Annotated in this window: 18 protein-coding genes; 11 read left to right on the top strand and 7 right to left on the bottom strand. The window is 66.0% G+C overall.

What is annotated here, in order from left to right; all coding sequences use genetic code 11:
- The first annotated feature begins 30 nt into the window (after window positions 1-30).
- Both CVV68_RS18960 and CVV68_RS18955 read left to right on the top strand, forming a co-directional pair.
- Entirely contained in the window at window positions 31-1,374 is a 1,344-nt protein-coding gene (locus tag CVV68_RS18960) for a GNAT family N-acetyltransferase (RefSeq protein ID WP_110502561.1), read from the top strand.
- A 104-nt stretch (window positions 1,375-1,478) separates the two neighbouring features.
- Window positions 1,479-2,729 carry an NAD(P)/FAD-dependent oxidoreductase gene (locus CVV68_RS18955; protein ID WP_110502560.1) on the top strand — a complete coding sequence of 417 codons (1,251 nt, stop codon included), beginning with the start codon at window positions 1,479-1,481 and terminating at the stop codon, window positions 2,727-2,729.
- A gap of 40 nt (window positions 2,730-2,769) precedes the next feature.
- Here CVV68_RS18955 and CVV68_RS18950 read toward each other — a convergent pair whose 3' ends face one another.
- Window positions 2,770-3,522 (bottom strand): ABC transporter permease, encoded by a 753-nt coding sequence (locus CVV68_RS18950; protein ID WP_211320914.1) that lies wholly within the window; start codon window positions 3,520-3,522, stop codon window positions 2,770-2,772.
- 243 nt (window positions 3,523-3,765) lie between these two features.
- On the opposite strand from CVV68_RS18950, the gene rpsA reads away from it, so the two are divergent.
- Together rpsA and CVV68_RS18940 are read left to right on the top strand one after the other, a co-directional pair.
- A complete protein-coding gene (rpsA, locus tag CVV68_RS18945; RefSeq protein ID WP_110502559.1) occupies window positions 3,766-5,247 on the top strand; it encodes a 30S ribosomal protein S1 in 1,482 nt (493 codons plus the stop codon).
- Window positions 5,248-5,384: 137 nt separating this feature from the next.
- Window positions 5,385-5,762, top strand: a complete 378-nt coding sequence (locus CVV68_RS18940) for a hypothetical protein (protein ID WP_110502558.1) — start codon at window positions 5,385-5,387, stop codon at window positions 5,760-5,762.
- Here the strand turns inward: CVV68_RS18940 and CVV68_RS18935 are convergent.
- Window positions 5,759-6,472 carry an IMPACT family protein gene (locus CVV68_RS18935; protein WP_245933654.1) on the bottom strand — a complete coding sequence of 238 codons (714 nt, stop codon included), beginning with the start codon at window positions 6,470-6,472 and terminating at the stop codon, window positions 5,759-5,761. The genes CVV68_RS18940 and CVV68_RS18935 overlap by 4 nt on opposite strands.
- 22 nt (window positions 6,473-6,494) lie before the next feature.
- Here CVV68_RS18935 and coaE point away from each other — a divergent pair, with 22 nt between their 5' ends.
- Window positions 6,495-7,595 carry a dephospho-CoA kinase gene (gene coaE / locus CVV68_RS18930; RefSeq protein WP_110502557.1) on the top strand — a complete coding sequence of 367 codons (1,101 nt, stop codon included), beginning with the start codon at window positions 6,495-6,497 and terminating at the stop codon, window positions 7,593-7,595.
- Window positions 7,596-7,685: 90 nt separating this feature from the next.
- On the opposite strand, the gene CVV68_RS18925 is transcribed toward coaE, so the two are convergent.
- Window positions 7,686-8,063: a DUF4190 domain-containing protein gene (locus CVV68_RS18925; RefSeq protein ID WP_110502556.1), complete on the bottom strand. Its 378-nt coding sequence runs from the start codon at window positions 8,061-8,063 to the stop codon at window positions 7,686-7,688.
- 120 nt (window positions 8,064-8,183) lie between these two features.
- On the opposite strand from CVV68_RS18925, the gene uvrB reads away from it, so the two are divergent.
- The gene (uvrB, locus tag CVV68_RS18920) at window positions 8,184-10,259 is read left to right on the top strand and encodes an excinuclease ABC subunit UvrB (RefSeq protein ID WP_110502555.1); all 2,076 of its coding nucleotides are present in this window, start codon (window positions 8,184-8,186) and stop codon (window positions 10,257-10,259) included.
- Window positions 10,260-10,325: 66 nt separating this feature from the next.
- Here the strand turns inward: uvrB and CVV68_RS18915 are convergent, their stop codons facing one another.
- Entirely contained in the window at window positions 10,326-11,678 is a 1,353-nt protein-coding gene (locus tag CVV68_RS18915) for an alpha/beta fold hydrolase (RefSeq protein WP_110502554.1), read from the bottom strand.
- Entirely contained in the window at window positions 11,675-12,196 is a 522-nt protein-coding gene (locus tag CVV68_RS18910; protein ID WP_110502570.1) for a GNAT family N-acetyltransferase, read from the bottom strand. The genes CVV68_RS18915 and CVV68_RS18910 overlap by 4 nt, the downstream gene beginning before the upstream one ends.
- A 257-nt stretch (window positions 12,197-12,453) precedes the next feature.
- Here CVV68_RS18910 and CVV68_RS18905 point away from each other — a divergent pair, with 257 nt between their 5' ends.
- Complete coding sequence (locus tag CVV68_RS18905; RefSeq protein ID WP_110502569.1) at window positions 12,454-13,803, top strand: MFS transporter; 1,350 nt, start codon at window positions 12,454-12,456, stop codon at window positions 13,801-13,803.
- 41 nt (window positions 13,804-13,844) lie between these two features.
- Here CVV68_RS18905 and CVV68_RS18900 read toward each other — a convergent pair whose 3' ends face one another.
- Window positions 13,845-14,963, bottom strand: coding sequence for a zinc-binding dehydrogenase (locus CVV68_RS18900; RefSeq protein ID WP_110502553.1), 1,119 nt, complete (start codon window positions 14,961-14,963; stop codon window positions 13,845-13,847).
- 36 nt (window positions 14,964-14,999) lie between these two features.
- Window positions 15,000-17,537 carry a DEAD/DEAH box helicase gene (locus CVV68_RS18895; RefSeq protein WP_110502552.1) on the bottom strand — a complete coding sequence of 846 codons (2,538 nt, stop codon included), beginning with the start codon at window positions 17,535-17,537 and terminating at the stop codon, window positions 15,000-15,002.
- Between the two features lie 43 nt (window positions 17,538-17,580).
- Between CVV68_RS18895 and CVV68_RS18890 the strand changes: the two genes are divergently transcribed.
- The 4 genes from CVV68_RS18890 to CVV68_RS18875 all read left to right on the top strand — a co-directional run bounded on the left by CVV68_RS18890 (window position 17,581) and on the right by CVV68_RS18875 (window position 22,983).
- Window positions 17,581-18,396: a trans-aconitate 2-methyltransferase gene (locus CVV68_RS18890; RefSeq protein ID WP_438502658.1), complete on the top strand. Its 816-nt coding sequence runs from the start codon at window positions 17,581-17,583 to the stop codon at window positions 18,394-18,396.
- Window positions 18,397-18,408: 12 nt separating this feature from the next.
- Window positions 18,409-19,107 (top strand): PIG-L deacetylase family protein, encoded by a 699-nt coding sequence (locus tag CVV68_RS18885; RefSeq protein WP_110502550.1) that lies wholly within the window; start codon window positions 18,409-18,411, stop codon window positions 19,105-19,107.
- Window positions 19,108-19,312: 205 nt separating this feature from the next.
- Entirely contained in the window at window positions 19,313-21,055 is a 1,743-nt protein-coding gene (locus CVV68_RS18880; protein WP_110502549.1) for an ABC transporter ATP-binding protein, read from the top strand.
- Window positions 21,052-22,983, top strand: a complete 1,932-nt coding sequence (locus CVV68_RS18875) for an ABC transporter ATP-binding protein (protein WP_110502548.1) — start codon at window positions 21,052-21,054, stop codon at window positions 22,981-22,983. Before CVV68_RS18880 ends, CVV68_RS18875 begins: the two co-directional genes overlap by 4 nt.
- Window position 22,984 lies beyond the last annotated feature (1 nt).

Here is a 22,984-nt window from a genome sequence, read left to right as displayed (position 1 = left end):
TTCCCCATCTCCCACAGCGAAGGAAGCACGATGAGCACGGAACGCGAAACGTCAACCCGCAACCCGCGGCCGTTCCCGTACGAGCTGCGCACCTTCCCGGTCCGCCTGGTACAGGGGAAGGTGCCCGACGAGGTGGCCAGGTGGTCCGAGGCCGTGGCGCTGGGCTTCTACGCGAATGCACCCACCGGGGCGGAACTGGCAAAGGTCGCCGCCCTGGAGCAGGTGGACGGGCGCATGGCAACGGGTGCCTACCTGATCGACGCAGCGACCCCAGCGGGGGCCTGGGGCCCGGAATATCCCGTGGCTACTTATGCCTACCATCGCAAGGACCTCAACGTGGGTGGCGGGACACTGCTGCCGGTACACCAAATCACGGCCGTGACGGTCCGTCCCAGCCACCGCCGGCGCGGAATCCTGCGCGCCATGATCAGCACTGACCTGGCCCAGGCGAAGGCCGCGGGCATCCCCATGGCTGCCCTGACGGCCTCGGAGGCCGTCATCTACGGCCGGTTCGGCTTTGGCGCGGCCACACATGTCTGCCAGGTCGAGGTCTCCAGCCGCGGCGGAATTGCGTTCCACAGCCCTTCCGCCGCTGCGCAGGGCACGGTTGAAGTGGCCGACGTCCAGGTGGTCCACGATCTCCACAACGAGATTTTTGCGCGGGTCCATGCCGCCACCTACGGCTCCATCGGCCGGCATGAGATGTACCGCCTGGTTGCTTCCGGCCAGGGAGACTACTCATCCATGGAACCGTCGAAAAACATCCGCGCGGCCCTGCACTACGACGCGGCGGGGGAGGTGGACGGATACGTCACCTACAAGCCGGACGAGGCCGCCACGCCTCCCACAGTCAAGATCGTTGACCTGCTGGCAGCTGGCGAGGGCGCCTACCTGGCGCTGTGGAACTACCTTGGCTCACTGGACCTGATTGGGCGGGTCACCTGGGACATGGCCCCCGAAGTGGACCCGCTGGAATGGGCCATGGCTGCCAAGCGGGACTACAAGCGGACTGAAACCGAAGACCACCTGTGGCTGCGCATTCTGGATGTCCCCGCTGCCCTGGCCGCCCGCCCCTACAGGGCGGACGGGCGGATCTCCATCCATGTTGCGGACCCGCTGGGGCACGCGTCCGGGATCTTCCGCATTGAGGTGGTCCGCGGCACGGCCACCGTCACGCGCTGCCCCGAGGACGGCTCGGTTGAGGCGGAGCTGGCCATGGGCGTCAGCGAGCTCTCCAGCATGTACCTCGGCGCCGTCACGGCACGGACGCTGCTGGCCGCAGGGCGGCTCCGCGAGGAGAAGCCTGGCACCGCGGACCGGTTCGACGCCCTGCTGGCCCTGCCCGTGTCGGCCCACAGCCTGACCAACTTCTAGCCGCCGTCCCTGCCACATCCGGCGGGCCGCGGGTAGGATTCACCCACAAGGGGGCATTGAAGTACCGTGGCAGCGCGGCCACACATGGATGAAAGGGTCAGCCAATGGAGAAATCATTCCAGGTCATCGTGGTCGGCGGGGGATTTGCCGGCGTGGCAGCCGTCAAGGCGCTGGGCCGCCAGGGCGTGAAAGTGCTCCTCGTGGACCAGAACAACTATCACCAGTTCCAGCCGCTGCTTTACCAGGTCGCGACGGCACAGATTGGCGTCTCCGACGTCACCCGGACGTTTCGCGGGATGTTCCAGCGCTACCGCAGCGCCAGCGTGGTCACCGCGAAAGTGGTGGCGGTGGATGTCCACGCCCATACCGTCACGACCGCCGACGGCGATACCTTCCACGCCCAAATCCTCGTCCTGGCGGCAGGGGCGGAGGCCAACTACTTCAACACTCCGGGCGCCGAGGAACACGCCTATCCCTTGTATTCCGTACCGGATGCGGTCCGCCTCGGCAATGACCTGGTCCGTGCCCTCGATGCAGCCCATCGCGGGGGCAGCGACGGCGGTGGCATCCACGTTGTCGTGGTCGGTGGCGGACCCACGGGGGTGGAGACCGCCGGCGCCATCGCGGAAAACTTCAAGTACGTCATCCCCAAATACTTTTCACAAGAGTTGGCGGCCCGCTCGAGCGTCCACCTGGTCGACATGGTGCCGAGCGTCCTGAACGCGTTTTCGGACAAGTCCAAGGCGTACGCAACCAGCCACCTGCAGGCGGCGGGCGTGCGGCTCAAGATGGGCCAGGGCGTGACGGAGGTGCGTCCGGACGGGGTTGCGTTTGCCGATGGCACCACGCTGCCGGCACAGCTGGTCATCTGGGCCGGGGGGCTGAAGGCGGGTGCCGTCGTTGCCCAGTCCGGCCTGCAACAGGGACGCGGAGGCCGGATTGATGTCAACCCGGACCTGACCGCGCCAAACACCACCGGCATCTATGTGCTCGGTGATGCGGCGAACATGACCGACGCGCGCGGTGCGAAACTGCCGCAGCTTGGCTCCTGCGCGCAGCAGGCGGGCAAATGGGCGGCGCGCAACATCCATGCCGACCTCACCGGCGGCACGCGGACACCATTTGCTTACGTGGACAAAGGCTACATGGCCATGATCGGCCGTGGCGCCGCGGTGGCCGAGATTGGACCCAAGCGCTTCCAGGTGCAGGGCCCCCTGGCCTTTCTGGCGTGGCTCGGCGTGCATGTGGTGCTGCTGTCGGGCAATCGGCAGCGCATCAGTGCAGTCATTTCCTGGGCCGACGACTACCTCAGCCACAGCCGGTCCCACGTGGTCTTGGGCAGCCCGACTAAGTAGCCCGCCTGAGTGGGGAGGCGCCAGCCCGCCGGCGGCAGTGTCAAGCGGGGCGGCGCGCCCACGCCCCCCGGCAGCTCAGCCACAGGGTGGTTGCGGCGGCCGTCGAGTTGACCAGCAGCAGCGAAATCAAGACCAGCAGCTGGATGAGCCCGGCATCCAGTGGTGCTGCGCCGCCAAGGATCATGCCCACAAAGGCGCCGGGCAGCGTCACCAGCCCGGCGGTGCGGGTCTGGTCCACGGACGGCAGCACCGCCTCCGCGGCCACGGGCCGCCCCACCATCATCCTGGCCGCATGCCAGAGGAAGCCGAGGGCCACGGCGGCCTCCACCTCGCCGTGCCGCAGGACCAGCTCGTCCTCGATGCGCCGGCCGGCCAGCGTCACGGTGGACATGGCCCCGCCAATCTGCTGCCCCAGCACGGCGATGATGGCCAGGGCGCTGAACGGGAGCACGCCTGCGGCAAACATCAGCACGGCCACGGGCACCACCCCGGCCGCCAGTGGGAGGGCGGCCAACCACCACCGGCCGCGGCGGGCCACCCTGCGCCCGCACGTCCACACCCCCACCACAAACATCAGTGCCACAAAGGCAAACGCCCACGCGCCCCTGTCGGCCAAATAGGCAATGACCAGCGCGACGGCGGCAAGCTGGATCAGTGCGCGGAGCCCCGCGACGAGCATCTGGGCCGGCGGCCTGCCCAGCGCCACGCGCCACATCGCCGCAGCCAGGACCAGCAGCACGGCCAGCAATACCCACGCGTTCGGGCCCAAAACGAGAAGGGTTGATTTGTCCACAAACGCAATTATCGCCGTCGTACTTGCATTTTGCGCTCCTTGGCGCAAGCAACTAGACTAAATGGGCATGTAATGCGTGGATTGGGCCCTCACTACCGGGCCACATCCGCTCGCTGCGTGCAGGAAGCAACCGCAGGAACCCCTGCAACCATAATAATTCCGGGCCCGGCCCGCACGCTCGCGAACAGTCGCGGCGTGACCCGGGACCGGCGAAACCACTATCCACATCGGAGCCCCTACTACATGACCATCACGACCCCCGAGAAGACTAGTACCACTCCTGTTGTTGCCATCAACGACATCGGTACTGCTGAAGAATTCCTCGCCGCAGTGGACGCAACCATCAAGTACTTCAATGACGGCGACCTCGTCGAAGGTGTAGTTGTCAAGGTTGACCGCGACGAAGTTCTGCTCGACATCGGTTACAAGACCGAAGGCGTCATCCCCTCCCGCGAGCTCTCCATCAAGCACGACGTTGACCCCGGTGACGTTGTCGCCGTTGGCGATCAGGTCGAAGCCCTGGTGCTCACGAAGGAAGACAAAGAAGGCCGTCTCATCCTCTCCAAGAAGCGCGCGCAGTACGAGCGCGCCTGGGGCGACATCGAGAAGGTCAAGGAAGAAGACGGCGTCGTCACCGGTACCGTCATCGAGGTGGTCAAGGGTGGTCTTATCCTCGACATCGGCCTGCGCGGCTTCCTGCCCGCATCGCTCGTCGAGATGCGCCGTGTGCGCGACCTGGCTCCGTACATCGGCCAGAAGATCGAAGCGAAGATCATCGAACTGGACAAGAACCGCAACAACGTGGTCCTTTCCCGCCGTGCCTGGCTCGAGCAGACCCAGTCCGAGGTGCGCTCGACGTTCCTCAACAAGCTGGAAAAGGGCCAGGTCCGTCCCGGCGTCGTCTCCTCCATCGTCAACTTCGGTGCCTTCGTGGACCTTGGCGGCGTAGACGGCCTCGTGCACGTTTCCGAGCTGTCCTGGAAGCACATCGACCACCCCTCCGAGGTTGTCGAAGTTGGCCAGGAAGTCACCGTCGAGGTCCTCGAAGTGGATCTGGACCGCGAGCGTGTTTCGCTCTCGCTCAAGGCCACGCAGGAAGATCCGTGGCAGACCTTCGCCCGCACCCACGCCCTGGGGCAGGTTGTGCCGGGTAAGGTCACCAAGCTGGTTCCGTTCGGTGCGTTCGTCCGCGTCGAAGACGGCATCGAAGGCCTTGTACACATCTCCGAGCTGGCCGTGCGCCACGTGGAGCTGGCCGAGCAGGTTGTCTCCGTGGGCGACGAACTGTTCGTCAAGGTCATCGACATCGACCTGGAACGCCGCCGCATCTCGCTGTCGCTCAAGCAGGCCAACGAGGGTGTCGACGTCGACTCCACCGAGTTCGATCCGGCACTCTACGGCATGGTTGCCGAGTACGACGAAGAGGGCAACTACAAGTACCCGGAGGGCTTCGATTCCGAGTCCAACGAGTGGCTTGAAGGCTACGAAGCCCAGCGCGCCGTTTGGGAGCAGCAGTACTCTGACGCCCAGACCCGCTGGGAAGCCCACAAGAAGCAGGTTGCCCAGCACGCTGCTGAGGATGCAGCTTCCGACGGCACCGAAGGCGGTGGCGAGTCCGCAGGGACTTCCTACTCCTCCGAGCCGGCCGTGGCTGATACCGGCGCCGGCACCCTGGCATCGGATGAGGCACTTGCCGCACTGCGCGAAAAGCTGACCGGAAACTAATTTCCGTAAGGCACTGCCTTCACGGCAGCGGAACGGGTCCTCCACCTTCGGGTGGGGGACCCGTTTCCGTTGGGATCCACCAGCCCCATGCAAATTGCACAGTGACATCCCCCGTTGTCCCTGGAAGGTTATGCCCCATGTCCCTTGACCCATGGCTGAAGGTCACCCGCCCGGACGACGGCGAAACCGTCGGCTACCTGGAGCCACTGTCCGCCGACTACTCCGAGGTCCAGCCACGGAACCTTCTGGGGCATCCCGTCGGGGCGCCGAGTGATTTCATGGACGGGGAGGACCGGCTCGTTGACCGGGGGATTGGCGAGTTGGCCGGCCGGTGGCACCTGCGGGACGCCGGGGCGGACCTTGCCAGCGGCGTCGTCATCCTCGAGGTGTCCCCGGACGGCATTGTGGTCTCGCATGCGGACCTGGCCAAGGCCGGGGCGTTTGGCAGGCGTGTCACGGTGCCCTGGCCGGACCTGGCAGGGACGCTGGGCGCGGCAGAGGGCGGTGGCGTCTAGCTGGCTGCGTCCACCCAGTCGACGCCCACCGGCACCAGGGTGCTGTGCCCGGCCGACAGGGATGCCAGCCGGTCCTGCACGGCGGCGATGACGGCGGCGTCGTCGGCGATGGCCAGGCCCACGTCCGTCCTCTCCGCCCCGTAGCTGTTGCCGGTCATGACGCAGCCGGCTGTGCGGAGCTCATTTTCGACCCGCCCGGCGTCGGCGTGGGGCACGGACACCGTGAACAGCTGCAGCCGGTTGCGCCGCACCAGCGGCGCGAGTTCCAACGCGGTGCCGACCGACTCGGAATAGGCCCGCACCAGGCCGCCGGCACCGAGGAGGATCCCGCCAAAATATCGTACGACGACGGCGCACACGTCGCTGAGATCTGCCGACGGCACGGTACCCGCACCGGACCCGTGCTTCAAAAGTGCGTCAAGCATTGGGGCGCCGGCGGTGCCGGACGGTTCGCCGTCGTCGTTGGAGCGCCGCACCGAACGGCCGGGCCCGAGGACAAAGGCCGAGCAGTGGTGCCGGGCGCCGTAAAACTCCCGGCGCAGTTCGGCCACGAGAGCGCGGGCGCCGGTTTCGTCCTCGACCCTTCGCAGCACCGTGATGAAGCGGGAGCGCCTGATCGCGATTTCATTGCGGAAGTCCTGCCCGGCCGCGAGCGTTGTGTAGCTGTTCGGGCCGGGCGGTGCCGTTGGCAGCTGGGGTGTCTGGTTCACCGATCCAGTCTAGTGTGGAGGCATGCTTTCGATTGGTCTCACAGGCGGCATCGCCTCCGGCAAGTCCCTGCTCTCCGCACGGTTCCGCGAGCTGGGCGCCGTGGTCATTGACGCGGACCGGCTGGCCCGGGACGTCGTGGCGCCCGGCACGCCGGGGCTGGCGGCCGTGGCGGCCGGCTTTGGCCCGGCAGTGCTGCTGCGCGACGGATCGCTGGACCGCCCGGCGCTGGGCGCCGTCGTGTTCGCGGACAAGGCTCGGCTGGCCGCCCTCAACGCAATCGTCCATCCGCTGGTGCGGGCTGCCGCCGCTCAATTGAAGGACGACGCCGGCCCGGACGCCATCGTCGTCCAGGACATTCCACTGCTGGCCGAGACCGGTCAGGGGCCCAACTTCCACCTGGTCGTGGTGGTCGATGCCCCAGAAGACCAACGCCTGGCCCGCATGGTGGGGAACCGGGGGATGACAGCCGTGGATGCCGCGGCGAGGATGGCCGCGCAGGCCGGCCCGGAACAGCGGCTGGCGGCGGCCGACGTCGTGATTGACAACTCCGGCGCGCCCGAACTGGCGCTGGCGGCCCTGGACGCGCTCTGGGAAGGGCGGCTGCTGCCGTTTGCCCGCAACCTGGCGGCAGGCCGCCCGGCGCCCCTGGCAGGGCCACCCTCCATCGCGGAGCCGGATCCGTCATGGCCGGCACAGGCGGCGCGGCTGGCTGCGCGGATCGAGCTGGCGGCGGGCGACGCGGCCGTGGCGGTGGACCACATCGGTTCCACATCCGTGCCGGGGCTGGCCGCCAAGGACGTCATTGACTTCCAGCTGCGCGTGCGGTCCTGGGCGGACGCGGACAGTGTGGCAGCCGCACTGGGCGCCGCCGGCTTCCCGCGCCGCGGCGGACAATGGTGGGACACGGGGCATGACCTTGCCGGAGGGGCCGGAGGGGAGCGCTGGCAGAAACGCTTCCACAGCGCGGCGGACCCTGGCCGGGCCGTGAACCTGCACGTCCGTGTCGATGGTTCGCCGGCAGCCCTGCTGGCGCTGGCGTTCCGGGACTGGCTGCGGTCCGACGACGGCGCACGCAGCGGCTATGAGGCCATGTTGCGGCGGCTGGACAGCCCAACGAAGTAGCAGTTCCGCACGGTGATACGACGAAAGCAGCTGCCGTTCCCTGGCGGGAGGGCAGCTGCTTTCGAGTGCCGCTGCCGGGAGCGGCGGAGCCTAGTAGCTGTTGACCATGTCGGGGTTGTTGAGGACCGCAATGATCACGACGATGTAGATGATGGCAATGATGAAGCCCACGATGGTGAAGATCCAGCCAAGGATCACGCCCACCTTGGCGGGTGTGTTTGTGAAGCCCGCAACCCTGGACTTTTTCTTGCCGATGATGGACACGATCAACCCGGCCAGGGGGACGACGAAACACAGCACCAGGCCAACAATTCCCAGGGTCTTGCCCGGGTCTTCCATCGGGGCTCCGTAGGGCGGCTGGCCGTAGGGGGCGGGCGGCCCGGGCTGGTTGTAGGGGGCGGGCGGCTGGCCGTAGGGGGCGGGCTGCCCGGGCTGGTTGTAGGGGTTTTCCGGTGTGTCAGACGGCATGGGTTCCTCTATTCGGTGAAAGTGTCGGTCCTGCAACCATTTTTACATGCGCTGGATTAATTGGCACTTGCCGTTCATGGGCAGTCCTGCCCATGGCGCAACGGGAGTAGCCTTAAGCCCATGAGTCTTGCGCAGGAAATTAATCGTGTCGTTGCCCCGTTTGAGGTCATTAGCGAGTTCCAGCCGGCCGGCGACCAGCCGGCCGCCATCAAGGAACTTACCGAGCGCATCAACAACGGTGAAAAGGACATTGTGCTGCTCGGTGCCACCGGGACCGGAAAGTCCGCCACCACCGCGTGGCTGATAGAGCAGGTGCAGAGGCCCACCCTGGTGATGGTGCAAAACAAGACACTGGCTGCCCAGCTGGCCAACGAGTTCAGGGAACTGCTGCCCAACAACGCCGTCGAGTACTTTGTCTCGTATTACGACTACTACCAGCCCGAGGCCTACGTGCCCCAGTCGGACACCTTTATTGAAAAGGACTCCTCGGTCAACGAGGAAGTTGAACGCCTGCGGCACTCGGCAACGAATGCGCTCTTGACCCGGCGCGACGTCATCGTGGTGGCCACGGTGTCCTGCATCTACGGTCTGGGAACACCGGAGGAATACGTCTCCGGCATGGTCACGCTCACCAAGGGTGCGACCATGAACCGCGACGACCTGCTGCGCAAGTTTGTCAGCATGCAGTACGCCCGCAACGACATCGACTTCCACCGCGGCACGTTCCGCGTGCGCGGGGACACCGTGGAAATCATCCCGATGTATGAGGAGCAGGCGCTCCGCATTGAATTCTTTGGCGACGAGATCGAGAACATCTACACGTTGCACCCGCTGACAGGCCAGGTGATCCGCGAGGAAACCGAAATGTACGTGTTTCCGGCGTCGCACTATGTGGCCGGACCGGAGCGCATGAACCGTGCTGTCAAGCAGATCGAGGACGAACTTGCCGTCCGCACCAAGGAACTGGAAAGCCAAAACAAGCTGTTGGAGGCCCAGCGGCTGCGCATGCGCACCACGTACGACCTGGAAATGATGGAGCAGATGGGATTCTGCAACGGCATCGAAAACTATTCCCGGCACATTGACGGCCGCGGCCCCGGGACCGCCCCGCATTGCCTCATCGACTATTTCCCGGACGACTTCCTGCTGGTCATCGACGAATCGCACGTCACCGTGCCGCAGATCGGGGCGATGTACGAAGGCGACATGTCCCGCAAGCGGACCCTGGTGGACCACGGTTTCCGGCTGCCCTCCGCCATGGACAACCGCCCGTTGAAATGGGATGAGTTCCTGGACCGTGTTGGCCAGACCGTCTACCTCTCCGCCACTCCCGGCAAGTACGAGCTGGGCAAGTCGGATGGCTACGTCCAGCAGATCATCCGTCCCACCGGGCTGATCGATCCGGAAATCATTGTCAAGCCGTCCAAGGACCAGATCAACGACCTCCTGGGTGAAATCCGCGAACGGACGGCCAAAAACGAACGCGTGCTGGTCACCACACTGACCAAGCGCATGTCCGAGGACCTCACCGACTACCTGCTGGGCAACGGCATCAAGGTCCAATACCTGCACTCGGACGTCGACACGCTGCGCCGGGTGGAACTGCTGCGTGAACTGCGCATGGGCGTCTTTGACGTATTGGTGGGCATCAACCTGCTCCGCGAGGGCCTGGACCTGCCTGAGGTATCCCTGGTCAGCATCCTCGATGCCGACAAGGAGGGCTTCCTGCGTTCCTCCACGTCGCTGATCCAGACCATCGGCCGTGCCGCCCGCAACGTGTCCGGGCAGGTCCACATGTACGCCGACCGGATCACCGCCTCCATGCAGTTTGCCATTGACGAGACGAACCGCCGCCGTGAAATCCAGGTGGCGTACAACACCGAGCGCGGCATTGACCCGCAGCCGCTGCGCAAAAAGATCGCCGACATCACCGACCAGCTGGCGCGTGAGGACGCGGACACCGCCGCACTGCTGCAGGAGGCCCGCACCAAGCGCGAAACCGCCAAGTCAAAGGTCCGCCAGGACGGGTTGGCCGCCCGCCCGGCCGGCCAACTGGTGGAGCTGATCGAGGAACTCACGGCACAGATGCACGGCGCCGCGGCAGACCTGCACTTTGAGCTCGCGGCCCGGCTGCGCGACGAGGTGGGGGACCTGAAAAAGGAACTGCGCCAAATGCGGGAGGCAGGGCACGCCTAATCCCCAAGCGCTCCCACTGCTCGCAAGCTCGCAGCGGGGCCCTCGCGCTCGTGGGCCCAGCAAGCGCTAGGCCCGCGGCTCCCTGACCATGGACAGAAGGCGGGCGAAGATGCCTTCGCCGTCGTCGGCAATGCCGTCGTGGTGGAAGTCGGCGGTTTCCCAGACCTGCAGGCCCCGCACGGCCGCGGCAGTGGCCAGGGAGATGTCCCGGTCCACGTAAATGTCCTCCGAGTACACGGCTGCAGCCACCGGAACCGTGTTGTGGCCCAGCTGACCCAGGTCGTAGAGCGGGCCCCAGCCCTCGGTGCGGACTGCCAGCAGCCCCGCCAACTCGCGCAGCGGCACCAGGGCAGGGTCCTGCTCGAAGTACCACGGGTACACGGCCTCGCCCGTCAGCAGCGGCTCGGCGGCGTCCGGGTGGAAGGCAGGCTGCCCGGCGAGAACCCGGGCCGCGGCCCAGTCGCTGGCCTCGCCCTGGACGTAGATGGACTCATGCATGAGTGCGTAGAGCGGATTGGCTGCCCGGCTGACCTGGGCTGAAACTTGGGTGAGGAACCCGTCCGAGAGACGGTCGCCGTCGGGCGTGGGGACAAAGGCATCCTCCAGCAGGTAGTGCAACGCGTCGATGCGGGTGTTCCCGCCAAAATAGTTGCCCAGCATCTGCACGCGTTCGGGAGTAAGGCGTTCGCCAGTGGGCAGAAATTCCAAAGCCGAGGCCGTGTGGCGGATGATGCGGGTGACGATTCCACGGTCCAGCGGGTAGCGGGCAAAGTATTCGGCATTGCGTGCCGCCAGGCGGCCGAACGTGGCCTGGTAGACCTGGTCGGCAGGGCCCGTGAGCGGTCCCAGTCCGCCGGTGATGAGTGCCTCCTTCAGGCCCTGCGGGGCAAAGGAAAGGTAAGTCAGTGCGCAGAAGCCGCCGTAGCTTTGGCCGAAGATGGACCACGGGCCGGAGCCAAGCGCGGCACGGATCAGCTCGGCATCGGCCACAATGTCGGTGGCGCGGAAATGCGCCAGGTAGTCGGCCTGCGCCGCGGCATCGCCCACCAGAGGCAGCGTCTGCCGGGACGCCGGCGTGGACAGCCCGGTGCCGCGCTGGTCCAGCATGAGCACACGGAAACTCTTGGAGGCCTCGCGCAGCCAGCCCGCCAGGCCCACGGGACGGTTTCCCCGGCCGCCCGGCCCGCCCTGCAGGAACAACAGCCACGGAAGGCCCTCGGCTTCCAGCGCAGGGTCATACATCTCCCGTGCGAACAGCCTGATGGTGGGCCCTGCCGGGTTGGCGTGGTCCAGCGGTGCGTCAAACCAGTGGTCACGCAGGGCGAGCCCGCGGGCCAGATAGGCCTCACCGGCACTCTGCGGGTGCGCACTGGGTGGGTGGGCGCCGCCTGTTCCGGCGCCGCCGTCCCGGGGGCTCATGCGCCGGCCTGCGCCGTGGTGGCCTGTGCCGTGGCGGCAGCACCAAAGGCGTCCAGCGCGCCCCCGTCGAGGCGGTACACGTGCCAGCCGTCCATGGGCGCGGCACCGAGGGAGTGGTAAAAGTTGATGGACGGCTCATTCCAGTCCAGGACGCTCCATTCAACCCGGGCGTAGCCGCGCTCCACGGCGATCCGCGCGAGGGTGCGCAAGAGCGCCTTGCCGTGGCCACCGCCCCGTGCCTCCGGGCGCACATACAGGTCCTCCAGGTGGATGCCCAGCGTTCCCTCCCACGTGGAGTAGTTCAGGAACCACAACGCAAAGCCGACAATGGGATCTCCGGGCACCGGGCTCTCCACCACGTGGGCGTAAATCTGCGGATTCCCGCCAAAGAGGTGGGAGTGGAGCATCTCCGCGGTGTTGACAACGGCGTCGGGCTCTTTTTCATAGACGGCAAGGTCGTGGATCATGCCAAGGATGGCGGGGACATCTGCGGGGGAGGCGGTGCGAATCAAACTCATGAAACGAGCATATCCGCTGCTTGGTTCCGGCAGCGAAGCGGCGCCGGTTGCGGGAATTGTCCAGCCAATGTGCAGGAAAAACCCTGATTGCCCTTGACATCCTTCACGCCGCTCGATAAACCGGAAACCAGGAAGCACGGTGTACGCGATCGACGCGGTCATGAAGAGCCGGTGCAGCCCGCCGCCCCACAGGGGCCCGCGGACCGCCTGGCCGCCTATGGTCGCCCCACCATGAAAGCGGGTCAACGGTGTCCACGATGGAACCAGCTGCACTTGGCAGCCAAGAGCAAAGAAGCCAGGTGCGCAAGGCGGCAGTCGCCAGCACCATCGGCACAACCATCGAGTGGTATGACTACTTCCTCTACGGCGCTGCGGCCGCCTTGGTGTTCCCGCACGTGTTCTTCCCCCACATGTCCCCCTATTTGGGGCTGATCTCCGCATTTGCCACGTACTTTGTCGGTTTTTTGGCGCGTCCCGTCGGGGCGGCCATCTTTGGGCACTGGGGAGACCGGATCGGCCGCAAGGCGATGCTGATCATCACGCTGCTGATGATGGGCATTTCGACGGCCCTGATCGGCGCGCTGCCCGGTGCGGAGGCCTGGGGTGAGGCCGCACCCATAATCCTGATCATCCTGCGCGTTTTTCAGGGCATCGCGGTTGGCGGCGAGTGGGGCGGTTCCATCCTGCTGTCCATGGAATGGGGCGACCAGAAACGACGGGGGCTGATGGCCAGCTGGCCACAGCTCGGAGTTGCCATCGGCATCATCCTCTCCACGGGGCTGATGGCGTTGTTCAACGGCATCATGGGCACGGACGCGTTCATCGCCTGGGGCTGGCGCATCCCGTTCCTCCTCAGCCTGGTACTGGTGGCCATCGGTCTTTACATCCGGCTCAAGATTATGGAAACCCCGATGTTTGCCGCGGTGGTCAAGACCAAAAAAACCGAGAAGGCACCGGTGCTGGAGGTCATCCGGCGGTATCCGAAGGAGATCATCCTGTCGGCGCTGTTGCGCATGTCGGAGCAGATGCCGTTCTACATTGTCACCGCGTTTGTCCTGTCCTACCTGACAGATAAAAACCACAACTATTCGTACAACTTCGTGTTAATTGGCACCATGGTCGCGGCCGCACTCGAGTTGTTCTTTGTTCCGTTCTTCGGACACTTGTCGGACAAGATGAGCCGTCTGAGGATCTATCAGCTCGGCGCGGCGATCACCGGCGTCTGGGGCTTTGTCTACTTCGCCCTGCTTGACAGCGGCATCGGCTGGCTGGTCTTCCTCGCGGTGTGTGTGGCGCTCATCCCGCACGCCATGCAGTACGGCCCACAGGCTTCGATCATCGCGGAGAACTTCCCGACCAATCTGCGCTACACCGGCGCCGGGCTGGGCTACCAGCTGGCCTCGATCATTGCCGGCGGTCCGGCGGCACTGGTCGCAACCATCCTCCTGCACAATTTTGGCACCGGGTACGCGGTCTCCGTCTATATCCTGGTGTCGGCGCTGATCACCATTGCCGCAACCCTGGGTCTGAAGGACTACTCCAGGTCCGACATCTCGGATCCAGACACCTACTCGCCCCGCGTCAAGGGCACGCGCAACGCCAGCTGAGCGCCCATGCACTGCGGCGGGGCGTGCGTCCGGGGTGGCGCTTACGCCTCGAACAGCCGGCGCACCACACGGCCCGCCGCCAGGTCATCCAGTCCTTCGTTGATTTCTGTGAGCGGCCTGGTGTCCGTGTGCAGCAGTTCCACGGGAAGCTTCCCCTCCCGCCAGTATTGGAGGTAGAGCGGAATGTCCTGCGCCGGCACGGCATCGCCCATGTAGGAACCGAGCAGACGCTTGCCGGCTCCGGCGAACTGGAGTGCGGGAACAAGCAGTTCGGCGTCAGGATGCGGCAACCCGACGGAGACGACGGCGCCGCCCCGGGTGACCAGCTCCAGGCAGGAAGCGATCACCGCCGCCGATCCCACGGCCTCGATGGCCACGTCAACGCCGTCCCCGGAGGCTTCGGCCACGAGCCGGGCCGCATCTGCCGGTGTCCCCGCCGCGCTCGCGCCGCAGTCCAGGGCAAGCCGGTGCTTGGCCGCAATCGGGTCGATCGCAATGACCGCCGACGCCCCCGCAAGCCTTGCCGCCATGACGGCGGAGAGGCCCACGGCCCCCAAACCGAAGACCACGACCGACTGGCCGGGCTGCACGGCGGCCGTGTGGCGAACGGCACCCGCGCCCGTCAGCACGGCGCAGCCGAACATCGCGGCCACGGCATCGGGCACGTCGTCGTCGATGACCACCGCGGATTCGCGGGCAACCACGGCGTAGTCGGCGAAGGCGGAGACCCCCAGGTGGTGGTTGACCCGCTGACCGTCGGCGGTTTTCAGCAGTGCTTCCCCATGCAAAAGGTCACCGGAACCGTTGGCCGCGGCGCCCCGGTGGCACAGTGCCGGCCGCCCCGCCGTACAGGCCCGGCAGCTGCCACAGCTCGGCACGAACACCAGCACGACGTGGTCTCCGACGGCCACGTCGCTCACGCCGGCGCCCAGGGTGGTGACGCGCCCGACCGCCTCGTGGCCCAACGCCATGGGCAGCGGCCGGACACGGGAACCGTCCACCACGGACAGGTCGGAATGGCAGAGGCTGGAGTAGACGATGCGCACCCCGAGTTCGCCCGCGCGCGGCTCCGGGACCTCCAGATCTTCAATCACCAGCGGCTTCGCGCTCGAGTAGCTGGTTCCGGCGGGAACTGTGAAACGGAGGACTGCGGCTCGCATGGGATGGCCTTTCGGTGGGAGTGCCAGGTGGATCTGTTACAGCCGGCTGAAGTCCTCCAGCCGGACGACGGCGGCTCCGCTTTCGTTGGATGCCTCCAGGTCCACCGTGGCCGTGATGGACCAGTCGTGGTTGCCTTCGGGATCGGCCAGGACCTGCCGGACCTTCCACGACGTGGGACCCTCCGTGATGTGAAGCAGCGCCGGTCCGCGGGCGGCGGGGCCGGCCTCGATGAACTCGTGTTCGTCCCAATACGCGTCCAGGGCGTCGGCCCACCGGTCGGCACCCCAGCCGTGGTCGCCGTCGAGCTCGCCGAGTGCCTCAAAGTCGTCGTCGGCCGCCAGCTCCACGCGGCGGAACAGCTCGTTGCGCACCATCACCCGGAAGGCGCGGTGGTTGTCGGTCAGCTTTGGCGGCACCGGAGGAAGGGCTGACTCGGCCAGCGGCTCCTCCACCTCGCCGTTCGTCATCTTTTCCCATTCGTCAAGCAGGCTGGAATCCACCTGCCGGACCAGCTCGCCGAGCCAGGAAATGATGTCCTCCAAGTCCTCGCGGAGCGCGTCCCGCGGGACAGTCTGGCGCAGCGCCTTGTAGGCGTCCGTCAGATAGCGCAGCACGATGCCTTCAGAACGGGCCAGCGAGTAGTACTGGACGTATTCGCCAAAGTTCATGGCCCGCTCGTACATGTCGCGAATGATGGACTTGGGGCTCAGTTCAAAGTCGCCCACCCAGGGGGCGGCCTTGCGGTACACCTCAAAGGCCCCGAACAGCATCTCGGACAGCGGCATCGGGTACGTGACCTCGTCCAGGATGGCCATGCGTTCGTCGTACTCAATACCCTCGCTCTTCATGGCCGCCACCTTCTCGGTGCGGGTGCGCTTGAGCTGGGCGCTGAGGATCTGCCGCGGCTTTTCCAGCGTGGACTCAATGACGGAAATGACGTCCAGGGCGTAGCTGGGGGATTCGGGGTCAAGCAGTTCCAGGGCTGCCAGGGCGAAGGGGGAGAGCGGCTGGTTCAGCGCAAAATTCATTTGCAGGTGGGTGGTGAGCCGGACTGTGCGGCCGTCGGACTCCAGCTCGTCCTCCGGGATGCGCTCGACAATGCCGGCACCGAGCAGCTCGCGGTAGATGCCCAAGGCCTTGCGGATCAGCTTGCGCTGCGCCGACGGGGACTCATGGTTTTCCGTCAGCAGCTTCCGTGCCGCGTGGAAAGGGTCGCCCGGGCGTTCCAGCAGGTTCAGCAGCATGGCGTGGGTGACGGTGAAGCTGGAGGTCAGGGGCTCCGGCACTGATTCACTCAGCCGGGTGAACGTGGGTTCGCCCCAGCTGACAAAGCCCTGCTGCGGCTTCTTTTTCACCACCTGGCGCAGCTTCTTGGCATCGTCGCCGAACTTGGCCACGGCCTTGGCCATGGACTTCGTGTTCTCGATGACGTGCTCGGGCGCCTGAACCATGACGGTTCCGGCCGTGTCGTAGCCGGCCCGGCCGGCGCGGCCGGCGATCTGCTGGAATTCGCGCACCTGAAGCACGCGGGTGCGCACGCCGTCGTACTTGCTCAGGGCCGTCATCAAAACGGTGCGGATGGGCACATTGATGCCCACGCCCAGGGTGTCGGTGCCGCAGATGACCTTCAGCAGCCCGGCTTGGGCCAGCTGCTCCACCAGGCGGCGGTACTTGGGCAGCATGCCGGCATGGTGCACGCCGATGCCGTGCCGGACCAGCCGGTTGAGTGTCTTGCCGAAGCCGGCGGAGAAGCGGAAGCCGGCAACCAGCTCGCCGATCCTGTCCTTTTCCTCCCGGGTGCAAACGTTGATGCTCATCAGGTTTTGGGCCCGGTCAATGGCTTCGGCCTGGCTGAAGTGCACCACGTAGACGGGCACCTGCTTGGTGGCGAGCAGCTCCTCCAGCGATTCGTGGACGCCGGTGGTCACGTAGTAGTAGTGCAGCGGGATGGGGCGCACGGCCGAGGACACGGTGGTGGTGTTGCGGTTCGTGAGTTCCGTGAGCTCCTTTTCAAAGCGGCTGACGTCGCCCAGGGTGGCGCTCATGAGCAGGAACTGCGACTGCGGCAGCTCCAGCAGCGGCAGCTGCCACGCCCAGCCGCGCTGCGGGTCGGAGTAGTAGTGGAACTCATCCATGATGACCACGCCCGCGTCGGCGTTATCGCCTTCGCGCAGGGCAATGTTGGCCAGGATTTCCGCCGTGCAGCAAATGATCGGTGCGTCCTGGTTGACGGAGGAGTCCCCGGTGACCATGCCCACGTTCTCCGCCCCGAAGATCTCGCACAGGGCAAAGAACTTCTCCGAGACGAGCGCCTTGATCGGGGCCGTGTAATAGCTCGCGGCACCGCGCGCCATGGCGTTGAAATGCGCGGCAATGGCCACCAGCGACTTGCCCGAACCCGTGGGGGTGGAAAGGATCACATTGTTCCCGCTCACCAGCTCCATCGCGGCATCTTCCTGCGCCGGATAGAGTTCCAGCCCCCGGTCCATGGTCCATTCCAAAAACGCCTCCAGGACGTCATCATCGCTGGAGGATTTGGGGTCAAGGCCGGAGAGTTGTTCAAGAAGGTTCATGGTTCCCCCAGTCTACGGGCGGTGGCTGTGGCAGGTTAACGCCATGGGAACAACACAACTCGGCTGGGACCCGTCGAAATACGTGGAATTCGGCGACTTCCGCAACCGCCCCTTCTTCGACCTCACCGCCCGCATCACGGCGTCCGAGCCGCGGCGCGTGGTGGACCTTGGCTGCGGTCCCGGCAACCTGACGGCCACGCTGGCCCGGCGCTGGCCTGCTGCCCGGGTGCGGGGCCTGGACAGCTCCCCGGACATGGTGGCGGCGGCCCAAACACTTGATAACAACGCGCACGACGCCGGCACGCCCGTCCCTGCGAACCTCACCTTTGGGCTGGCGGACATCCAGGGCTGGACCCCCGGGCCGGACACGGACGTGGTGGTCTCCAACGCCGCCCTGCAATGGGTGCCCGGACACCCGGACCTCATGGCCGGCTGGCTGGGCGCCATGGCGCCCGGTGCGTGGCTGGCCGTGCAGGTGCCGGGCAATTTCTCCTCACCGTCACACACGCTGATGCGCCAGGTGGCACAGTCGCCGCGGTGGCGGAAGCGGCTCGACGGCGTACTGCGCCACGACGACGCCGTGTGGGGGCCGGGCCGGTATCATGAACTCCTCCTGCGCGGCGGCGCCAGGGCGGACGTGTGGGAAACCACCTACAACCAGCTGCTGCCGGGGGAGGCGCCGGTGTTGAACTGGGTCCGGGGCACCGGGCTGCGCCCCGTGCTTCAGGCGCTCGGTGTTGCCGAGGGGCGGGAATTTGAGGCGGAGTATTCAGCGCTGCTTGAGGAGGCCTACCCCGCAGACGAATTTGGCACCATCTATCCGTTCCGGCGGATCTTCATGATAGGCCAAAAACTATGAAAGGGAGCAGTCATGGCTGACTTGGCGGCATTTCCACTGGACTGGCAGACCGCGCTGGTGATCGTGGCCCATCCCGACGACCCGGAATACGGCATGGCCGCCGCCGTCGCGGAATGGACCGAAAGCGGCAAGAGTGTCCATTACCTGCTGGCCACCCGCGGGGAGGCAGGCATTGCCGGGGTGGCGCCTGAACAGTCGGGACCCCTGCGCGTGCGGGAACAGCAAAACGCCTGCCTCCGGGTGGGCGTTGCCGGGCTGGCCTTCCTCGACCACCCCGACGGGCGGATCCAGGAGGGCCTGGCGCTGCGCCGCGACCTGGCCCGGCACATCCGCAGCGTCAAGCCGGAGCTGGTGCTCACACTTAACCACCGCGACGAGTGGGGCCCGGGCCGCTGGAACAGCGCCGACCACCGCGCCGTGGGCCGCGGCGTCCTGGACGCCGTGTCCGACGCCGACAACGATTGGATTTTCCCCGAACTGCTGGACGAGGGGCTGTCCCGTCACAAAGTGGGCAAGGTGGCCATCAGCTCGCCCACCCCCACCCACGCCCAGCCCGTCAGTGCCCGCAGCATTGAACGGGCCGTGGCCTCGCTGGCCGAACACAGCGAATACCTCAAGGCGCTGGGCGCGGAACCGGCGGGCGAGCAGGCCCGCCGGCAGGTGGAAATGGTGACGGCCGGCGGCATGGTGCGGTTCGAACTTTACGGCTAGTCCCCACGACCTCCCCGGCTAACGCTGGCGCGTCAGCCCGGGCCCCTCGGGCGCGTGGGCCCACCGGCGTCGTGCCGGCAGGGGAACTGCCAGCCACGGGCCAAAATATGCCCAGAGAAAACTGCGCTGACAAGGCAGGCTTGTGGGAGTAGTTTGTTAGCTGAACGAAGCTACGCGCTGTGGGCCGGCGCCACCAGGAGGAATCGTGCTGTACCGCTTGATAGCGCACAATTTGGCGCCGCACAAGGTTCCACTCATTTCAATAGTGGTGCTGCAGTTCCTCTCCACCCTGGGCACGCTGTACCTGCCCACCCTCAACGCGGACATCATCGACGACGGCGTGGTCAAGGGCAACACCGCGCTCATCTTCAACCTGGGCGGCTGGATGCTGCTAATCACGGCCGGGCAGGTCATCTGCGCCATAGCGGCCACGTTCCTCAGCGCGCGGCTGGCCATGGGCGTGGGCCGGCAGGTGCGTCGGGATCTGTTCAACAAGGTGGAGACGTTTTCCGCCCAGGAGGTCGGCATCATTGGCGCGCCGTCGCTGATCACCCGCACCACCAATGACGTCCAGCAGGTGCAGATGCTGACGCTGATGTCCTTCACCCTCATGGTCACCGCACCCATCATGTGCATTGGTGGAATCATCATGGCCATGAAGCAGGACGTGCCCCTGTCCGGACTGCTGCTGGTGATTCTGCCCGTGCTCATCATCGCCATCGCCATGATTGTGCGCGTCCTGGTCCCCACCTTCCGCAAGGTCCAGCACCAGTTGGACGACATCAACGGCGTGCTGCGCGAGCAGATCACCGGCATCAGCGTCATCCGCGCCTTTGTGCGCCGCGATTATGAGGCCGAACGCTTCGCCACCGCCAACGGCGCCCTGACCGCCTCACAGCTGCGGGCCGGCCGGTTGCTGTCGCTGATGTTCCCCACCATCTTTTTCGTCGTCAACGTCACCAGCGTCGGCGTGCTGTGGTTTGGCGGCCAGCGCATCGATGCCGGCAGCATGCAGATTGGCGCCCTGACGGCCTTCCTGAGCTACATCATGCAGATCCTCATGTCCGTCATGATGGCCATGTTCATGTTCATGATGATCCCGCGGGCGGCCGTGAGCGCCGAACGCATCCAAGAGGTCCTGGACACGGAATCCTCCGTCGTGGACACCCCTGATTCGCTTGCCGTGGCGCGGCTGGACGGGAGCCTCTCGATCCGCGACGCCACCTTCTCGTACCCCGGCGCCCAGGACCCCGTGCTGTCCGGCGTCAGCTTTGATGCGGCCCCCGGAACCACGACGGCGGTGATCGGCTCCACCGGCAGCGGCAAGTCGACCCTGGTGAATCTCCTGCCGCGGCTGCTCGATGCCACGGCAGGCCGCCTTGAGCTGGGCGGGCACGACATCCGCGCCGTCACGCTCCAGTCGCTGCGCGGCTCCATCGGCCTGGTCCCGCAGAAGGCCTACCTGTTCAGCGGCACCGTGGCCTCCAATGTGCGCATGGGCAGTCCGGACGCCACCGACGACGAGCTTTGGGCAGCCCTTGAGGTGGCGCAGGCCGCCGACTTCGTCCGGGGGATGCCGGGCGGACTGGACGCGCCGATCGAGCAAAGCGGCTCCAATGTCTCCGGCGGCCAGCGGCAGCGGCTGTGCATTGCTCGGGCGGTGGTGGGCAACCCCTCGCTGTACCTTTTTGACGACAGCTTTTCCGCCCTCGACTATGCCACCGACGCGAAGCTGCGCGCCGCGCTCAAGCCCGTCACCACCGATGCCGCCGTGCTGGTGGTGGCCCAGCGCGTGGGCACCATCCGGCACGCCGACAACATACTGGTACTGGACGAAGGCAGGCTGGTGGGCCAGGGCACGCATGAGGAACTCATGGACAACTGCCCCACGTACCAGGAAATTGTCACCTCGCAGCTCACCGAAGAGGACAGGGAGAACGTAGCATGAGCATGATGAGGGGCGGGGGAGCGCCCCCGCAAAAGGCCATGGCCTTCGGCCCCAGCCTCAAGCGCATCCTTGGCCTGCTGGCGCTGGACAGGCTGCGGATGATCTGGGTCGTGGTGCTGGCCGCCGTGTCAGTGGGCCTGTCGGTCGTGGCGCCGAAGGTGCTCGGCCATGCCACGGACATCATCTTCAACGGCGTCGTGGGCCAGATGCTCAACCGGTTCCCGGCGGGCACCACCAAGGACCAGGCGGTGGCCGCCCTGCGGGCCGGCGGGCAGGGCCAGCTGGCGGACATGCTCTCCGGCATGAATGTGGTCCCGGGCCAGGGCCTGGACCTGAACGCGCTGGGCGCGGTCCTGATGATCGTCCTGGGGCTGTACATCACGGCGTTCTTCTTCAACTGGTCCCAGGGCTACATCACCACCGGCATTGTCCAGCGCGCCATGTACCGGCTGCGCCAGCAGATCGAGGACAAGCTTGACCGCCTGCCGATGTCCCACTTCCAGCAGGAATCGCGCGGGGACGTGCTCTCTCGCGTCACCAACGACATCGACAATTTTTCCCAAACCCTGAACCAGACGCTGACCCAGCTGCTCATTGCGGCCCTGACGGTCGTGGGCGTGTTGGGCATGATGTTCTCCATCTCCCCGCTGTTGGCCGTCATCTCCCTGGTGACCATCCCCATCATCGCCGGCATCACCGTGGTCATCGCCAAGCGTTCCCGGGTGCAGTTCATGGCGCAGTGGAAATCCACCGGCGACCTCAACGGGCACGTGGAGGAAATGTTCACCGGCCATGAGATCGTCAAGGCCTTCGGACAGCAGGACGCGGCCATCGCCAAGTTCAAGGTCTCCAACGACGAACTGTACGAATCCAGTGCCAAGGCCCAGTTCATCTCCGGCATCATCATGCCCAGCATGAACTTTGTCTCCAACCTCAACTACGTGGTGGTGGCCGTGCTCGGCGGCATCCAGGTGGCCTCCGGTATCCTGACGATCGGCAGTGTCCAGGCGTTCATTCAGTACTCGCGCCAGTTCAGCCAGCCCATGGCGCAGATTGGCAGCATGATCAACCTGCTCCAGTCGGGCGTGGCCTCGGCCGAACGGGTCTTTGAGCTGGTCGACGCCAAGGAACAACGCCCCGACCACGTGCCCGCAGCCACCCTGCGCACCGTCTTGGGCCGCGTGGTCTTTGAGCACGTGAACTTCAGCTATGACGAGGGTGTTCCGCTCATCAAGGATCTTTCCCTGGTGGCGGAGCCGGGGGAGACGGTCGCCATTGTCGGCCCCACGGGCGCCGGCAAGACGACGCTGGTGAACCTGCTCATGCGCTTCTACGAGATCGACTCGGGGCGGATCAGCATCGACGGGGTCAACACGGCCGAACTCACCCGTGACGGGCTGCGCCGGAAGTTTGGCATGGTCCTCCAGGACGCCTGGCTCTTTGGCGGCACCATCCGGGAAAACCTGGCCTACGGCAAGCTCGATGCCACGGAGGCGGAGATCATCCAGGCCGCCGAGGCCACCCACGTGGACCACTTTGTCCGTTCACTCCCCGACGGCTACGACACGGTCCTGACGGACGACGGCGGCGGGCTGAGCCAGGGGCAGCGGCAGCTGATGACCATTGCGCGGGCCTGGATCGCCAACCCCGGCATCTTGATCCTGGACGAGGCGACCAGCTCCGTGGACACCCGCACCGAAGTCATGATCCGCCAGGCCATGAACCGCCTCCGCAAGGACAGGACCAGCTTTGTCATTGCCCACCGGCTCTCCACCATCCGGGACGCCGACCTGATCCTGGTGATGAACGACGGGCAGATCATCGAGCAGGGAACACATGGGGAACTGCTGGAGCAACGCACCTTCTACTACGATCTTTACATGAGCCAGTTTGGCGACCCGTTGGTGGAAGAGGTGGGCACGGCGTGAA

The organism is Arthrobacter livingstonensis (assembly GCF_003219815.1).
GTDB lineage: Bacteria > Actinomycetota > Actinomycetes > Actinomycetales > Micrococcaceae > Specibacter > Specibacter livingstonensis.
This window is presented reverse-complemented; position numbering and strand designations above follow the sequence as displayed.

Coding starts and splice junctions, on each gene's coding strand:
- CVV68_RS18910 (WP_110502570.1), bottom strand. CDS start 12,196: ATGAGTTTGATTCGCACCGCCTCCCCCGCAGATGTCCCCGCCATCCTT.
- CVV68_RS18940 (WP_110502558.1), top strand. CDS start 5,385: ATGTCCCTTGACCCATGGCTGAAGGTCACCCGCCCGGACGACGGCGAA.
- CVV68_RS18915 (WP_110502554.1), bottom strand. CDS start 11,678: ATGAGCCCCCGGGACGGCGGCGCCGGAACAGGCGGCGCCCACCCACCC.
- CVV68_RS18960 (WP_110502561.1), top strand. CDS start 31: ATGAGCACGGAACGCGAAACGTCAACCCGCAACCCGCGGCCGTTCCCG.
- CVV68_RS18875 (WP_110502548.1), top strand. CDS start 21,052: ATGAGCATGATGAGGGGCGGGGGAGCGCCCCCGCAAAAGGCCATGGCC.
- uvrB (WP_110502555.1), top strand. CDS start 8,184: ATGAGTCTTGCGCAGGAAATTAATCGTGTCGTTGCCCCGTTTGAGGTC.
- CVV68_RS18905 (WP_110502569.1), top strand. CDS start 12,454: ATGGAACCAGCTGCACTTGGCAGCCAAGAGCAAAGAAGCCAGGTGCGC.
- CVV68_RS18900 (WP_110502553.1), bottom strand. CDS start 14,963: ATGCGAGCCGCAGTCCTCCGTTTCACAGTTCCCGCCGGAACCAGCTAC.
- coaE (WP_110502557.1), top strand. CDS start 6,495: ATGCTTTCGATTGGTCTCACAGGCGGCATCGCCTCCGGCAAGTCCCTG.
- rpsA (WP_110502559.1), top strand. CDS start 3,766: ATGACCATCACGACCCCCGAGAAGACTAGTACCACTCCTGTTGTTGCC.
- CVV68_RS18925 (WP_110502556.1), bottom strand. CDS start 8,063: ATGCCGTCTGACACACCGGAAAACCCCTACAACCAGCCCGGGCAGCCC.
- CVV68_RS18885 (WP_110502550.1), top strand. CDS start 18,409: ATGGCTGACTTGGCGGCATTTCCACTGGACTGGCAGACCGCGCTGGTG.
- CVV68_RS18955 (WP_110502560.1), top strand. CDS start 1,479: ATGGAGAAATCATTCCAGGTCATCGTGGTCGGCGGGGGATTTGCCGGC.
- CVV68_RS18895 (WP_110502552.1), bottom strand. CDS start 17,537: ATGAACCTTCTTGAACAACTCTCCGGCCTTGACCCCAAATCCTCCAGC.
- CVV68_RS18890 (WP_438502658.1), top strand. CDS start 17,581: ATGGGAACAACACAACTCGGCTGGGACCCGTCGAAATACGTGGAATTC.